The 13,744-nt window shown below is 70.2% G+C and carries 15 protein-coding genes; 7 read left to right on the top strand and 8 right to left on the bottom strand.

Going from position 1 to position 13,744, the window contains the following annotated elements:
* Window positions 1–148: 148 nt before the first annotated feature.
* The 3 genes from ACGFNU_RS33245 to ACGFNU_RS33235 are packed head-to-tail and all read right to left on the bottom strand — an operon-like array spanning window position 149 to window position 2,240.
* Window positions 149–310, bottom strand: coding sequence for a hypothetical protein (locus ACGFNU_RS33245; protein ID WP_392600102.1), 162 nt, complete (start codon window positions 308–310; stop codon window positions 149–151).
* A gap of 25 nt (window positions 311–335) precedes the next feature.
* On the bottom strand, window positions 336–1,181 hold the full coding sequence (locus ACGFNU_RS33240) for an LLM class flavin-dependent oxidoreductase (RefSeq protein ID WP_392600100.1): 846 nt from the start codon (window positions 1,179–1,181) through the stop codon (window positions 336–338).
* Window positions 1,182–1,220: 39 nt separating this feature from the next.
* Window positions 1,221–2,240 (bottom strand): aldo/keto reductase, encoded by a 1,020-nt coding sequence (locus ACGFNU_RS33235; protein WP_392600099.1) that lies wholly within the window; start codon window positions 2,238–2,240, stop codon window positions 1,221–1,223.
* A 97-nt stretch (window positions 2,241–2,337) separates the two neighbouring features.
* Here ACGFNU_RS33235 and ACGFNU_RS33230 point away from each other — a divergent pair, with 97 nt between their 5' ends.
* The gene (locus ACGFNU_RS33230; RefSeq protein ID WP_392600097.1) at window positions 2,338–2,925 is read left to right on the top strand and encodes a TetR/AcrR family transcriptional regulator; all 588 of its coding nucleotides are present in this window, start codon (window positions 2,338–2,340) and stop codon (window positions 2,923–2,925) included.
* Between the two features lie 100 nt (window positions 2,926–3,025).
* Here the strand turns inward: ACGFNU_RS33230 and ACGFNU_RS33225 are convergent, their stop codons facing one another.
* Both ACGFNU_RS33225 and ACGFNU_RS33220 read right to left on the bottom strand, forming a co-directional pair.
* Window positions 3,026–4,741: an ABC transporter ATP-binding protein gene (locus ACGFNU_RS33225; RefSeq protein WP_392600095.1), complete on the bottom strand. Its 1,716-nt coding sequence runs from the start codon at window positions 4,739–4,741 to the stop codon at window positions 3,026–3,028.
* Complete coding sequence (locus ACGFNU_RS33220; RefSeq protein WP_392600093.1) at window positions 4,738–6,624, bottom strand: ABC transporter ATP-binding protein; 1,887 nt, start codon at window positions 6,622–6,624, stop codon at window positions 4,738–4,740. Before ACGFNU_RS33220 ends, ACGFNU_RS33225 begins: the two co-directional genes overlap by 4 nt.
* 42 nt (window positions 6,625–6,666) lie before the next feature.
* Between ACGFNU_RS33220 and ACGFNU_RS33215 the strand changes: the two genes are divergently transcribed.
* Window positions 6,667–7,188, top strand: a complete 522-nt coding sequence (locus ACGFNU_RS33215) for a TetR/AcrR family transcriptional regulator (protein WP_392600091.1) — start codon at window positions 6,667–6,669, stop codon at window positions 7,186–7,188.
* Here ACGFNU_RS33215 and ACGFNU_RS33210 read toward each other — a convergent pair.
* Entirely contained in the window at window positions 7,160–8,587 is a 1,428-nt protein-coding gene (locus ACGFNU_RS33210) for an MFS transporter (protein WP_392600089.1), read from the bottom strand. The two genes, ACGFNU_RS33215 and ACGFNU_RS33210, sit on opposite strands and share 29 nt — an antisense overlap.
* A gap of 87 nt (window positions 8,588–8,674) precedes the next feature.
* Here ACGFNU_RS33210 and ACGFNU_RS33205 point away from each other — a divergent pair, with 87 nt between their 5' ends.
* Together ACGFNU_RS33205 and ACGFNU_RS33200 are read left to right on the top strand one after the other, a co-directional pair.
* Window positions 8,675–9,361 carry a TetR/AcrR family transcriptional regulator gene (locus tag ACGFNU_RS33205; protein ID WP_392600087.1) on the top strand — a complete coding sequence of 229 codons (687 nt, stop codon included), beginning with the start codon at window positions 8,675–8,677 and terminating at the stop codon, window positions 9,359–9,361.
* 236 nt (window positions 9,362–9,597) lie between these two features.
* Window positions 9,598–9,882, top strand: coding sequence for a sterol desaturase family protein (locus ACGFNU_RS33200; RefSeq protein WP_392600085.1), 285 nt, complete (start codon window positions 9,598–9,600; stop codon window positions 9,880–9,882).
* Window positions 9,883–10,031: 149 nt separating this feature from the next.
* On the opposite strand, the gene ACGFNU_RS33195 is transcribed toward ACGFNU_RS33200, so the two are convergent.
* The gene (locus ACGFNU_RS33195; protein WP_392600084.1) at window positions 10,032–10,502 is read right to left on the bottom strand and encodes a hypothetical protein; all 471 of its coding nucleotides are present in this window, start codon (window positions 10,500–10,502) and stop codon (window positions 10,032–10,034) included.
* A gap of 192 nt (window positions 10,503–10,694) precedes the next feature.
* Here ACGFNU_RS33195 and ACGFNU_RS33190 point away from each other — a divergent pair, with 192 nt between their 5' ends.
* The 3 genes from ACGFNU_RS33190 to ACGFNU_RS33180 all read left to right on the top strand — a co-directional run bounded on the left by ACGFNU_RS33190 (window position 10,695) and on the right by ACGFNU_RS33180 (window position 13,461).
* Window positions 10,695–11,582, top strand: a complete 888-nt coding sequence (locus tag ACGFNU_RS33190; RefSeq protein WP_392600082.1) for an alpha/beta fold hydrolase — start codon at window positions 10,695–10,697, stop codon at window positions 11,580–11,582.
* Window positions 11,583–11,644: 62 nt separating this feature from the next.
* Window positions 11,645–12,805, top strand: coding sequence for a sensor histidine kinase (locus ACGFNU_RS33185; protein WP_392600080.1), 1,161 nt, complete (start codon window positions 11,645–11,647; stop codon window positions 12,803–12,805).
* Window positions 12,802–13,461, top strand: coding sequence for a response regulator (locus tag ACGFNU_RS33180; protein WP_392600079.1), 660 nt, complete (start codon window positions 12,802–12,804; stop codon window positions 13,459–13,461). Before ACGFNU_RS33185 ends, ACGFNU_RS33180 begins: the two co-directional genes overlap by 4 nt.
* A gap of 84 nt (window positions 13,462–13,545) precedes the next feature.
* On the opposite strand, the gene ACGFNU_RS33175 is transcribed toward ACGFNU_RS33180, so the two are convergent.
* Window positions 13,546–13,713, bottom strand: coding sequence for a hypothetical protein (locus ACGFNU_RS33175; protein ID WP_392600077.1), 168 nt, complete (start codon window positions 13,711–13,713; stop codon window positions 13,546–13,548).
* Window positions 13,714–13,744 lie beyond the last annotated feature (31 nt).

Genomic DNA, 13,744 nt, shown 5'->3' with positions numbered 1-13,744 from the left:
GCCTTCGCCGCGATCCGCCACGCCGACGCGGAGACCAGCCGCGAACGTTCAGCCCATATCGCCCAGATCATCCTCGACGGTCTGCGACCAAGATAAGAGCCCGCCCCGGCCAGTGACATCCCGCACAGGCATCTCATCGCGCCTGTGTTCATGGGCCGACCTCACGCAGCACGTGCTTAATGCGGTCGGCCACCGACAGCGCCGACGCCAGCCGGGCGATATGGGAGCGCCGGTCGAGCGGACGGAGACCGCGTTCGGCCATGGACAGGAACCGCGTCAGGCGCGAGCTTGGGCTGGTAGGCGGCTGCACGTTGGCGACATTGATGGCGCCGCTTCTATTGGGGTGATGTGGTGATGAGTTCGTTGGTGAGCCACTGGGCGACGTTGGCCGGGTAGGGGGACGGCAGGCCTAGGACGATGTGCTGGAAGCCGGCGTCGATCGCTTCGCCGATCGCGTCCTTGGTGGCGGCGGGCTGATCGTAGGAGACGGGCAGGTGGACGGAGCGGGTGATCGAGGCCGGGTCGCGGCCGATCTCGGCGCAGTAGCGGTCCAGGAGGGCGCTGCGGCGGACGATGTCGTCGATGTCGCCGCCGGGGACGTTCCACAGGTCGGCGTGCTCGGCTGTGACGCGCAGTACGGCGGCCGAGCGGCCGCCGATGAGGATCGGCGGGTGGGGACGCTGGACGGGTTTGGGGTTGCAGAACGCTCCGGTGAGCTGGACGTGGGTGCCGTGGAAGTCGAACGGTTCGGGCTCGGTCCAGAGTCGCCGGATGACCGTGCACGCTTCCGAAAGGCTGGCCACGGCGTGGGCGGCGTCGTGGAAGGGCAGGCCGTGCGCGTCGTACTCGCGCCGGGCAAGGGGGTGGCTGGGGCGTGAGCCCGCGCCGATGCCGAAGTCGAGCCGTCCGCCGGAGACGATGTCGACGGTCGCGGCGATCTTGGCCAGCATCGCGGGCGGGCGGAAGCGGTTGCTGGTCACGAGCACGCCGAGGCGCAGCCGTCTGGTTTGTGCGGCGAGCGCCGAGAGCAGCGTCCAGCCTTCGTGGGTCGGTCCGGAGGGGTCGCCGGCGATCGGCATGAGGTGATCGAACAGCCAGGCGTGCTCGATCTCGGGGATCGTGTCCGCCTCGAGCCAGACCCGCAGGACGTCCTGGTAGTCGACCTGCAAGGGGGCCGTCATGATTCCGAAACTTGGGCGGGGCATGGGCTCGTCCTTTGGTCAGCGGCGGCGGAGGGCCGGGTCCAGCAGGGCGGGTGGGGTGTCGAACTTCTCTTCCGGGGCCAGGTCGACGCCCGGGGTGACGATCGCGTCGATCGCGTCGAGGACGTCGGCGGAGAGCACGGTGTCGGCGGCGGCGAGCTGAGAACGCAGGTGGTCCATGGTGCGGGGGCCGATGATCGCGCTGGTCACGGCGGGGTGCGCGGTGACGAAGCCGAGCGCGAGCTGGATCATGGTCAGGCCGGCCTCGTCGGCGACCTTGGCCAGCTTTTCGACGGCGTCGAGCCTGGCCCGGTTGGACGGGAGGGTGAGGTCGAAGCGTTGCGGCAGGAGCGTGGAGCGGCTGGTCGTGATCGCCTGGCCCTCGCGGACCGCGCCCGACAGCCAGCCCGAGGCGAGGGGGCTCCACACCAGCACGCCGAGTCCGTACTCCTCGGTCACGGGCAGGACGTGGGCCTCGATCCCGCGCTGAAGGATCGAATAGCTGGGCTGTTCGGTGACGTAACGGCTCAGGTGGTTCTGCCGGGCGGTCCACTCGGCCTGCACGAGCCGGTACGCGGGGAACGTCGAGCAGCCGAAGTAGCGGATCTTTCCGGCGCGCTGCAGGTCGGTCAGTGCTGAGAGGGTCTCCTCGTCGCTGGTCGTCGGGTCCCACCGGTGGATCTGGTAGAGGTCGACGTGGTCGACGCCCAGCCGGCGCAGGCTGTTGTCCAGTTCGGTGACCAGCCAGCGGCGCGAACTGCCCTGATGGTTGCGCTCCTCGTCCATCGGCATGGTCGCCTTCGTGGCCAGGACGATGTCGTCGCGGCGGCCGGCGATGGCCTTGCCGACCATCTCCTCCGACTCGCCCTGGCTGTACCTGTCGGCGGTGTCGATGAGGTTGATCCCGCCCTCCAGGGCGGCGTCGACCATGGCGGTGACCTCGTCCTGGGTGGTCCGTCCCAGGCTGCCGAAGTTCATCGCGCCGAGCACGAGCGTGCTGACCTGCACGCCGGTGCGGCCCAAGGTGCGGTACTGCATGGTTTCCTCCTGGTGGTTTGGCTGCGGCCCGGCTGTTCTGGCATCCTGAACAAGCGGAACCGTGTTCCGCTAACCAATATACGGAACATGGTTCCGCTTGTCGAGTGGAGGTGGCGCAGTGAGCGGATCAGCTCCGCGAAAGCGGGCCGACGCCCGGCGCAACGAGAAGACGTTGCTGGACGCGGCCGCCGCGGCCTTCGTCTCTTCCGGCGTCGATGTGCCCGTGCGCGACATCGCCGCCGCGGCCGGCGTCGGCGTCGGCACGATCTACCGCCACTTCCCGACCCGGGCCGACCTGATCGTCGCCGTCTACCGGCACCAGGTCGAGGCCTGCGCCGAGGCGGGCCCGGCACTGCTGGCGGAGAGCAGCTCACCGCACGCCGCCCTGGCGAGCTGGATCAACCTCTTCGTCGACTTCCTGGTCACCAAGCACGGCCTCGCCGAGGCGTTGCAGTCCGACGAGGCCGGTTTCGAGGCCCTGCACGCCTACTTCCTCGACCGCCTCGTCCCCGCCTGCGCCCAGCTGCTCGACGCCGCCGCCAAGGCAGGCGAGATCGTCCCCGACCTGGACGCGTACGAACTGATGCGCGGCGTAGGCAATCTCTGCATCGGCGCGAACAACGACCCCCGCTACGACGCACGCCGCCTGGTCGCCCTCGTCATCGCAGGCCTACGCCTCCACTAGGCCCGACGCCACCGTGAATTCCTCGCACGCCGTGCAGGCAGCGGTCCGCCTGCGCGTCGTGCTTGCACGGCTGCCTGCGCGGCGTGCTGACGTGGCTCGCTTACTTGCTTGGTGCCGAGGTCATGGAGATTTCCCAGAAGTCGGCGTAGCGGTCTCTGCGGCTCAGCAGTTCGTTGTGGGTGCCTTCCTCGGCGATCCGGCCTCCGTCCAGGAAGATGACGCGGTCTGCGCGTTGGACGGTCCGCATGCGGTGCGCGACCATGACCACCGTCCGGCCCCTCATCAGGCGCTCGATTCCCTCGTGGACGGCCGCCTCGTTCACCGGGTCCAGCGCGGAGGTCACCTCGTCCAGCAGGACGATGGGCGCGTTCTTCAGGAGGGCTCGCGCGATCGAGACCCGCTGGCGTTCGCCGCCCGAGAGCAGGGCGCCGCCCTCGCCGACGTTCGCCGACCAGCCGCCGGGCAGGCGTTCGATCACCTCGTCCAGGCGTGCGGCGGTGGCCGCCGCCCGTACTTCGGTCTCGTCGGCGTCGGGACGGCCGAGACGCACGTTCTCCTCGATCGTGCCGTCGAAGAGGTAGACGTCCTGGAAGACGATGGCGATCTGCGCCATCAGTACCTCGGTGTTGATGGCGCGCACGTCCACGCCACCTATGCGCACCACGCCCGCGTCCACGTCGTAGAAACGCGCGAGCAACTGCAGCAACGTGCTCTTGCCCGCGCCTGACGGGCCGACGACGGCGAGCCGCTGTCCCTGAGGCACGGACAGCGAGATGCCGTCGACTACCGTTCGGTCGCCGTGCCGGAAGGTGACCGAGTCGAACTCCAGGTCGTGGCGTTCTGGGCGGGTAGGTTCGTGAGCCTCCGGCAGCGGCTCGGTACGCAGCACCGTGTCTAGTCTTGCCAGTTCCGAACGAGCGCCGCGGAGCTGGCCACCGATGTCCGCCAGGGAAAGCAGAGGATCCGCGCAGCGGGCGGCGAGCACCAGGATCGCCAGGACCTCTGCCGCCCCGATGTCTCCGCCGAGCGCGAGGTAGGCGCCCAGGACGAGCAACACGGTGAACATCGTCTGCACCGTGAGCGTCAAGCCCACGACGCCGGGCAGCGCCGACAGCGTCGAACGGCGGGACGCGCGCTGGAGGCCGCGCAGCGAGTCGTCGAGCAACTGGAAACGTTCGGCGGTCCGCCCGCCCGCGCGCAACACCGGCTGGGCCTGGAGGTATTCGATGACCCGGGCGGTGGCCTCATGGTCGCGTTCGGCGCGCTCGGCATCGGCCGCGGCCATCGAACGTCCCGTCCAGAGCTGGATCGCCGCCACGACCGGCACGGCGGCCAGCGCGGCCAGCCCCAGCTGCCAGTTGAACGCGAGCATCACCGCGACGATCGTCAGCGGAGTCACGCAGGCGGAGATGAACGGCGACAGCAGATGCGCGATCACGCTCATCGCCTCCAGGACGCCGCGGCTGGCCAGGACCGACACCTCCCCGACCCGGCCCGCGCCGTACCAGCCGATGGGCAGCCGGGCCAGATGGTCGCCGAGCCGGTGGTACATGCCGCGCAGCAGCGTGGTCCCGACGCGGAAACCGGACAGGTCGCTGGCATAGCGCAGCACCGCGTAGACGGCCACCGCGGCCCCGAACGCGATCAGCCAGGGCCAGGCGTCCGCGGGATCACTCCCGAACAGCGCCCGCAGCACCGGCACGAGCAGCGCGTACGACAGGCCCTCGACCACTGCGGTCGTCGTCATCAGGGCCACGGTGCGGCGCACCGGCCGGGCATACTCGTGGCCCAGCACACGCAGCAACATTCGGATCATCGGGACTCGTCTCCTTGCGGCACGCCACCATCGGCGACTTGCGGTACGCCGCCATTCGTGACCTGCGGTGCATCGCTGGCGGCTTGCGGTACGTCATCGCTGGCGACGGCCGATCGATGGATCTGCCAGAACGCGGCGAACTTCCCGTTCTGTGCCAGCAGTTCGGCGGGTCTGCCGCGTTCGACGATCGACCCGTCCTCCAGCATCACGACGGTGTCGGCGTCGGCGACCGTCTCCAGCCGATGCGCGATGACGACGATCGTGCGGTCGCCCTTCAGCGTCGCCAGGGCCTGGCGAACCGCCTGTTCGGTCTGCGGGTCGGCGAAGGCGGTCGCCTCGTCGAGCACGAGGACGGGTGTGTCGGCGAGCAGCGCGCGGGCGATCGAGATCCGCTGTGCCTCGCCGCCCGACAGCCCGGCGTCCTCACCGATCACCGTCTCGTATCCGCGGGGGAGTTCGAGGATCCGGTCGTGGATGTTCGCCAGCCGGGCCGCGCGCACCACGTCGTCGAGGTCGGCCTCCGGCACCGCCAGCGCGATGTTGTCCGCGACCGATGCCCGCAGCAGGCGAACGTCCTGGAAGACGAACGAGACCCGCCGGTAGAGCTCCCGGCTGCCGAGCTCGCGCAGATCGACACCGCCCAGGACGACCGATCCGTGCGTCGGGTCGAAGAATCGCGGCAGCAGCTGCACCAGCGTCGACTTCCCGCTGCCCGACGGCCCGACGATCGCGGTGACCGTCCCCGGTTCGAGCACCAGATCGATCCCGCGCAGCACCTCGTGATCGTCCTCGTAGCCGAACCGGACGTCGCGCAGCTCCACCCGGTGTCCCTGCGGGGCGACCGGTTGTGCGGGCTCCGGCAGCGACGGGACGTCCAGCACGTCCCGGATCCGTCCGACCGCCCGCCGCGCGCCCTGCATGTCGTCGAAGCCGTGTCCGAGCGCCGCCACCGGAGCGGTCAGACCCAGCCCGAGCAGCAGGAACGGCAGCAGGTCGGCCGCGTCCATGCCACCGTTCGTGATCAGAGCCGTCCCGCCGATCAGCACGACCAGCAGCACGAACGGCGGCGACAGCGCCAGCTGCATCCCCGCGGCGATCCCGGAGAGGCCGCGCACCCACCGGTAGAACGTGCCGACGAAGTCCTCGACGGCCGTGCGGAACCTCTGATGGGCGCGCCGGCCGCCGCCGAAAGCCTTGACCACCGCGATGCCCTGGACGAATTCGACGGCCGAACTCGCGATGCGTCCCATCGCCTCGTCGAACTCCTTCTGCTCGCGCAGCCGGGCCGGCGTCATCATCAGGGGAACGAGCGCCACCGCCAGCGCCACCGGGATCAACGTGATCAGCGTGAGCCGCCAGTCGACGGTGAACAGGTAGATCAGCGACACCAGCGGCACGACGAACGCCGACACCAGCTCGCCGGGCGTGTGCGCGATGAACGGGTGGACGGCGCTCACGTCGTCCCCCACGACCTTCGCGAGCTCGCCGGTCGAGCGCCGGGAGAACCAGCCGATCGGCACGCGCCCCAGCCGCGCGGCGAGCCGCCTGCGGAACGTCAGTTGCACCTGGCCGTCGAGAAGGTGCCCGATCCCGGACGAGGCGGCCGTGAACAGCAACCGGACGAACAGGCCGGCCGCGCCCGCGATGACGACGGTCCAGACGTGGTGGTGATCGATCGGACCGGACGACAGCAACGTGCGGCCCAGCTCGACGACCGCCAGCAGCGGCGCCAGACCCGCGACGGCGCCGATGACCTGAAAGATCACAACGGCGGCGAAGCTCCACAGATGAGGACGCAGCAGCCCCGGCATGCTCGGCTCGGAACCGGTATCCGGCGGCGCCGCCGCCCGCTCTGGCGCCTCTACAAGATCAATAGTGCTCATCGTTCTCCCGTCATTGCGGCCGGGGATCCATCACCCGGCGAGGTGGTCTCGGAGGAACTCGACGATGTCGGCCCGCGCGGCCTTCGCCTGCCGCACCAGGCCCGGCATGCTGACGAACGCGTGTGTCGCGCCGGGGTATTCGGTGAGGCGCACGGACGTCCCGGCCGCCCGCGCTCCGGCGTCAACGACGTGGTCTTCGCCGCGACGCTGCGCACCGTCCACGAGCTCGGTTACGCGCGGGCCACCGTCGAGCGCATCGCCGTCGCGGCCGGTGTCGCCAAGACGACGATCTACCGGCGCTGGCCGTCCAGGGGCGATCTGATCGTGGACTGCCTCATCGACGCGTTCGGCCCGATCCCGATGGAGAGCACCAGCCCGACCGAGATCATGTCCACCGCCGTCCACTGGATCGCGGGGAAGATCAGCGAACCCGGGGTCGGCGACGCGTTCGCAGGCGTCTTCAGCGACGCGGTCAGCGACCCGGCCCTGCGCGAGGTCCTGTCCACGCGGTTGCAGGACCCGGTCGTTCAGTACCTCAGCGGTGGTCATCGCTCACCCCTTTGAGGACGGTGAGGGCGACCAGGACGGCCGCCACGAGCAGCACCGCGCACAGCGCCAGGCCGAACGTGTATCCGTCGCTGAGGGCTTCGGGCGTCACCGTCCGCCCGGTGCGGTCGTGGGCGGCGGTGCCGAGGGCGGCCAGTCCGAGCGAGGCGCCGATCTGGCGTGAGCTGTTGAGCAGGCCCGACGCGGTGCCGGCCTCATGGGACGCGACGCCGGCGGTGGCGATGGAGACGAGCGGCCCGAGGCAGAGCCCGAAGCCGACACTCGCCAGGATCGACGGGCCGAGGACGTCCGTGAGGAACGCGCCGTCCGCGCCGGCGAAACCGAACCAGGCGAAGCCGGTCGCGGTCAGCGACCCGCCGCCGACCAGCAGGCTGCGCGGCGCGAACCGGTAGCCGAGCTTGATGGCGAGCACCGAACCGGCGATCACGCCGAACGCGAACGGCAGGAACTGCACGCCGGTCAGCGCCGCGCCGTTCCCGAGCACCCGCTGCAGGTACAGCGACATGAAATAGAACGCCGACGCCATGGCCGCGCCGACGAGCAGGTTGAAGGCGTTCGCGCCGAGCACGGAGCGGTTGGCGAACAGGCCGAGCCGGACCAGCGGATCGCGGACGGTGGTCCGCTCCACGTAGATGAACGCGGCCAGGAGCGCGACGGCGATCGCCAGGGTGGTCACCGTGACGGCAGAGGTCCACCCGTGCTGGTCGGTGCGGACGACGCCGAACACCAGCAGACCCATGCCCGCCGTTGCCAGGAGCCCACCAAGGACGTCCGGGCGGCCGGCACGAGCTCTCACCTGCTCGGCAGCGACGCTCCGCCAGGCCATGGCCAGCGCGATCAGTGCCATCGGAACGTTCACGAACATCACCCAGCGCCAGCTCGCGTACTCGGTGAGCAGGCCCCCGACCAGCACGCCGAGGGCGCCGCCCGCGGCGTTCATCGCGCTCCAGATCCCGAAGGCCCGCACCCGGGCCTTGCCGCCGGGAAACGTCGAGGTCAGCAGTGCCAGCGCGGCCGGGGCGAGAGCGGCGGCGCCGACCCCCTGGGCTGCGCGTGCCGCGACCAACTGGCCGGGCTCGGCGGCGAAGCCACCGCCCAACGAGGCGAGCCCGAAGAGCGCGAGCCCGAACAGCAGCATCCGCTTCTGGCCGTACCGGTCGGCCGCCTTGCCGCCCAGCAGGAGCAGCCCGCCGAACGTGAGGGCGTAGGCGTGGATCACCCAGGTCAGGCCCACCGCGCTGAAGCCGAGGGCGCTGCCGATCTGGGGAAGCCCGACGTTCACCACCGACAGGTCGAGCGACACCAGGAACTGGACCACGGCGACCGTGGCGAGGATGACCCCCGGCCGGGAGCCCGCCGAGATCGATGGCTCCCGGCGCGCTGTCTGAACCGTCATCGTTCCCTCCGATGCGACTTTCGGAACATGTTCCGAAAGTACCACCCGTTGCCGCCGATGGCACCCACGGGACGGCATGATGGGACCGTGCCAGCACGACGAGACCGCGAACGACTGCCCGGCCGCACCGGCCGGCCGCCGGTGACCTCCCGCGCGCAGATCCTGGCGGCAGCCCGCCTGCTGATCGACCGGGACGGCTGGGAACGGCTGACCATCCGCCGGCTGGCCGCCGAGATCGGCATCGGGGCGACGACCCTGTACCACCACGTCCGGGACAAGGACGACCTGGTGGTCCAGCTCGTCAACGAGTACGTCGACCAGGTCGCGCGTCCCGAACTGCCCGACGACCCACGGGGCCGGATCATCGTCGCGTGGGCCACGATCCACGACGCGCTCGCGAACTGGCCGCTGGGAGCGGAGGTGCTCACCGCCGACGGCTTCCTGGCACGTCTCGGCGACTCGGCCCTGTGGTTCGCCGAGACGATCGTGGCCGGGGCGGTCGACTACGGATGCACACCCCTGCAAGCCGTCGATGTCTTCCGCAGCATCTGGTACTACACCGTGGGCGAGATCCTCGTCCGCGCCCACACCGACAGCCGGAGAGCGGACGTCGGCGCCGCCGACTTCGATTTCAGTCTCCGCGACCTAGACCCGTCCCGGTTTCCGCAACTGGCCGCCATAGGCGACCAATGGCCGGCCCGAGCATCCCTCGACATCTACCCCCAGGTCCTGGCGATCCTCGTAGACGGATTGCTAGCCCAAGCAACCTCGTAGACGATGACGGGTCCCTGGGCGGTGGCAGTCCGGCTACGCCCCGGCCGCCTCGCCTTCGCCGGCCGGCTCGGCCCACACCCACGCACACGCCGCGGTGCAACTGCTGCTGGTAGCCAAGGGCCAAGCCCACCTCACCGACGCCCGCGGACACACGCTCCCGGTAGACGCAGCGGTAATCCGCGCTGGAGACCGCAGCCGGAGTCACCCCGCTGCTGATCGCGGGCCTGCCCCTGGACGTGGCGACGGCGCTCGCCCTGGCGGTGGCCGTGCAACTGCTGCTTCAGCACTCCAACGTCGACTACCGCGTAGGCCCGTTCAAGCATGTGCTGGCGCTGAACGAGGGCCACCGCTTCCACCACCTCAAATGGGCGGGCATCGGCGACGTCAACTTCGGCCTTTTCACCCTGATTTGGGACCACGTCCTGGGCACCTACTCGTACGACCCGCAACGCCGCTTCACCACCGACGATCTGGGCATGGCTGCTAAGCCGCACTACCCGACGCCTACCTGGCCCAGCTGACCGAACCGTTCAAGCCGTCGGGGTCTTGCGCCACCTCGGCCGCAGACCCTGGCGGCGCCATTCCGCACCTGACGAGGCCCTGGCTGCCGTGAATGACGAACGCCCAGTCCGTTGTCGGGCTGGGCGCTCGCTGGAAGCTGCGGCTGGGGTCAGAAGCAGTACTTCTTCCAGGCGCTTTCATAGGCGCCGCCGCCTGCGCGCTTGTCGAGGAACTGCTTGCCGTAGATGGTCACGCACTTGGTCTTCTTGAGCGTGCGCTTCACCGGGCCGGCGTAGTAGTGGTAGCCGCCGGTGTCGCTGCGGTTGCCGAGCTTGCTGAGGATGGTGACGCCGAGCGTGTCGGTCTTGCTCGGGCCCGCGTACTTGCCGACCACCCGGGTGATCGCGCAGACCGTGCGGCCCGACTTGCGGTAGTAGACGTAGACGTCACCGACGTGCTTGGTGACCCGCTTGTTGCCGACCCACCCCTTCGTGATGGGGATCTTGCCCTTGTACGCGTAGCCGGAGCCGCACGAGCCCTTGGGATATGCCGCGGCCTCGGCGGGGGCGGAGACGGCGGTGAAGGCGATGCCGGCGGTCGCACCCGCGACCGCGAGCACGCCGATCTTCTTAATGATCATACGGCCGGATGCTACCGAGATGCGCCGACGCGGTCGAGGTGACGATCAGCACCCTCGCCGTGTCCCCCATCCGAGCTACCTGTGAGTGTCCACCACACGGTGATGATCCCGAGGGTGCCGAATCCATACCGTTCTCGGAATCGCCGCCGGCGTTTCTCAGGACGCTCTCACCTTCTTTCCCGGAGGAAACACATGCTCCCCAAAATCAAGACATCCGCTGTGATCGCGGTGTGCTGCGCCGTTGCCGGGCTCACCGGCTGTGAGGACGTGACGGACGGGGATTCGTTCGCCAGCCCCAGCGCACAGAAGGCCGATGGCCTCTTCTCCGGGACCAAGAAGGTCGATGTCGGCGGGAAGTCGGTGAACGTGTCCTGTTCGGGCGACCCGGCGAAGGGAAAGCCGGTCATCGTCCTGCTGCACGGCGGAGGCGACGGGCTCGACAAGATGGCCGCCCTCCAGAAGACGCTGAGCGAGAAGAACCGGGTCTGTTCCTACGACCGGCTCGGCGCGGGCAAGAGCGACCAGCCCGACGGCCCGCAGAACTTCGCCAGCGGCGGGAAGGTGCTGACCGGGCTGCTCGACCAGATCGCCGGTGACAATCCGGTCGTCCTGGCCGGACACTCGCTGGGCGGGCTGATCGCCGCCAGGTACGCCCCCGGCCACCGGGACAGGATCAAGGGGCTGGTCCTGATGGACGCCACACCGCCGACGATGGTCGGCGACATCAGCAAGGCGATCCCTGCGTCCGCCAAGGGTCCGGCGGCCGAGCTGCGCGCACAGAACCTCGCGATCTTCCAGGGGCAGAACCCGGAGAAGCTCGTCATCGCCGACGGGAAGGTCCGCTCCGCCGGGAAGATCCCGGTCGAGGTGATCAAACACGGGAAGCCGTACCTCGCGGCCGTCCCCACGTACGGGCCGCGCCTGGAGCGGGCCTGGTCCGCCGGACAGCGCGAGTGGCTCGCGCTCTCCAGTCGCGGCAAGCTGAGCACGGCCACGAAGAGCGGGCATTACATCTACGTCGACCAGCCTGATTTCGCCGTCCGGGCCATTCAGCGCGTCACCGCGCAGGCCGCGCGCTAGGTGGCGCGGTGGAGGAAAGGCGCCTTTCGTCAGCGGCCGGGCGCGACCGCTACCCTCGCCCAGTGATCGATCTCCGGCGGGTGTCCGACCTGTGGCGGCGGTGCGACGTCACGGTCCGGGATCTTCCGCTCGCGCTGGTCCTGCTCGCGGGATCGCTGGTGCCGTCCTTCCACGGCTACGGGACACAGATCGGTGACCGGCCGGACCGCCCGTTCGACGCGCTGGCCGTGGTGGCGATCGCGCTGGAGTGCCTGCCCCTGGCGGTGCGCCGGCGATGGCCGGCCGTCTGCCTGGCGCTGGTGACGGTCGGTTTCGCCGTGGACCAGTTGCGCGGCTACCACGCGTACGCCGGGACGGGGCTGGCGATCTCGCTGGTGAGTGCGGGCGTCCATCTGGAACGTCACCGGCGCGTCACGATGGTCGCGCTGTCGGTGGCGTACGTGCCGCTGGCGATCGCGTTGAACCGGCCTGGCTCGGGCGAGAACGTGGGCGGCTTCGTGACGTTCTATGCGGCGTGCGTGCTGGCGTGGGGGATCGGGGCGTGGCTGCGCTCGACCCGGATCGCTGAGGCCGAACGCCGCCGCGGCCTGGCCGAGGCCACCCGCGCCGCCGAACGCACCCGGATCGCCCGCGAACTTCACGACGTCGTGGCCCACCATGTGACGGCGATGGTCGTCCAGGCCGAGGCGGCGCGCTATCTGACCGCCGCGCCCGATCGCCTCGACGCGACGCTGGGCGCCGTCACCGACACCGGACGGCGCGCCATCACCGACCTGCGGCATCTGCTCGACCTGCTCAACCCCGACCACGACCCCGCGAGCGAGGCGGGCAGAGCCCCGTCCACCGGTGACCTGCGCGCCCTCGTAGAACAGACACGTCAGGCGGGGCAGCCGGTGGAGTTCGCCCAGCAGGGCGAGCCCGCCGAGCCGGCCGGCAGCGCCGAGTTCGTGACCTACCGCGTCGTGCAGGAGTCACTGACGAACGCCCTCAAGTACGCCCACGGCAGGCGCACCGTAGTCGAGGTCCGCTATGGCCAGAGGGAGATCGACGTGGAGATCGGCACCGCCGGTTCCGGCTCGCCGCCCGGGTCGCCCGGGGGGAGTGGGCGGGGCCTGGCCGGGCTCCGTGATCGGGTCGAGGCCCTGGGCGGCGAGTTCAGCGCCGGCCGGCGGGCGGACGGCTTCGTCGTGCGGGCCCGCATCCCCGCGGGGAACCCGTCGTGACCGCGCCGATCCGCGTGCTGGTCTGCGACGACCAGGCGCTGATCCGCACCGGGTTCGCGACGATCATCGGTGCGCAGCCCGACCTGGAGGTGGTGGGGGAGTGCGGCGACGGACGCGCCGCGGTCGAGCTCACCGGCCGGCTGCGTCCGGACGTCGTGGTGATGGACGTGCGGATGCCGGTGCTCGACGGCATCGAGGCCACCCGCCTGCTGGCCGGTGCCGGCGTGGCGCAGCCGGTCAAGGTGCTCGTGGTGACCACGTTCAACCTGGACGAGTACGTGTACGAGGCGCTGCGCGCGGGGGCGAGCGGGTTCCTGCTCAAGGACGCCCCGCCCGCGCAGCTGCTGCACGGCATCCGCACCGTCGCGGCCGGCGCCGCGCTGCTGGCACCCGAGGTGACGCGGCAGCTCGTCGGCCGGTACGCGGCGCGGATCCGTCCCGCCGAGAACACCCCCGAAGAGCTGCCGCTGACGCCGCGCGAGCTGGAAGTGCTGCGCCTCATCGCCGACGGCCTGTCCAACAACGAGATCGCCACGACGCTGGTGATCAGCCCGGAGACCGTCAAGACGTACGTGTCGCGCATCCTCGCCAAGCTCGACCTGCGCGACCGCGTGCAGGCGGTGGTCTACGCCTACCGCAGAGGCCTGGTGACCTGAAGCGGCGTGTGAGCGCGTGCTCAGGTCGTGTCGCTGCATGCTCAGGCCGTGTGGACGCGTGCTCAGGACGTAGGCGCAGTGTGCTCAGGGCGTGTGGCTGTAGTCGAGGAACAGGGTGCCGTTCTTGCCTTGCTCCAAGCCGCGCAGCGTCCACTTCTGAAGGGTGTCCCCTTCGAACACCCGGTTTCCGTGGCCGACCACCGCGGCGGCGACGATCAGCCGGGGCAAGACCCGGCTGGTGCGGGAGTTCATGTCCGGGCTCGGCGCGTCCGCGCGGACGGTG

The organism is Spirillospora sp. NPDC048911, assembly GCF_043198015.1.
Taxonomy (GTDB): domain Bacteria; phylum Actinomycetota; class Actinomycetes; order Streptosporangiales; family Streptosporangiaceae; genus Spirillospora.
The sequence above is the reverse complement of the archived record's forward strand: the minus strand, read 5'-3'. Positions and strand labels throughout refer to the sequence as shown.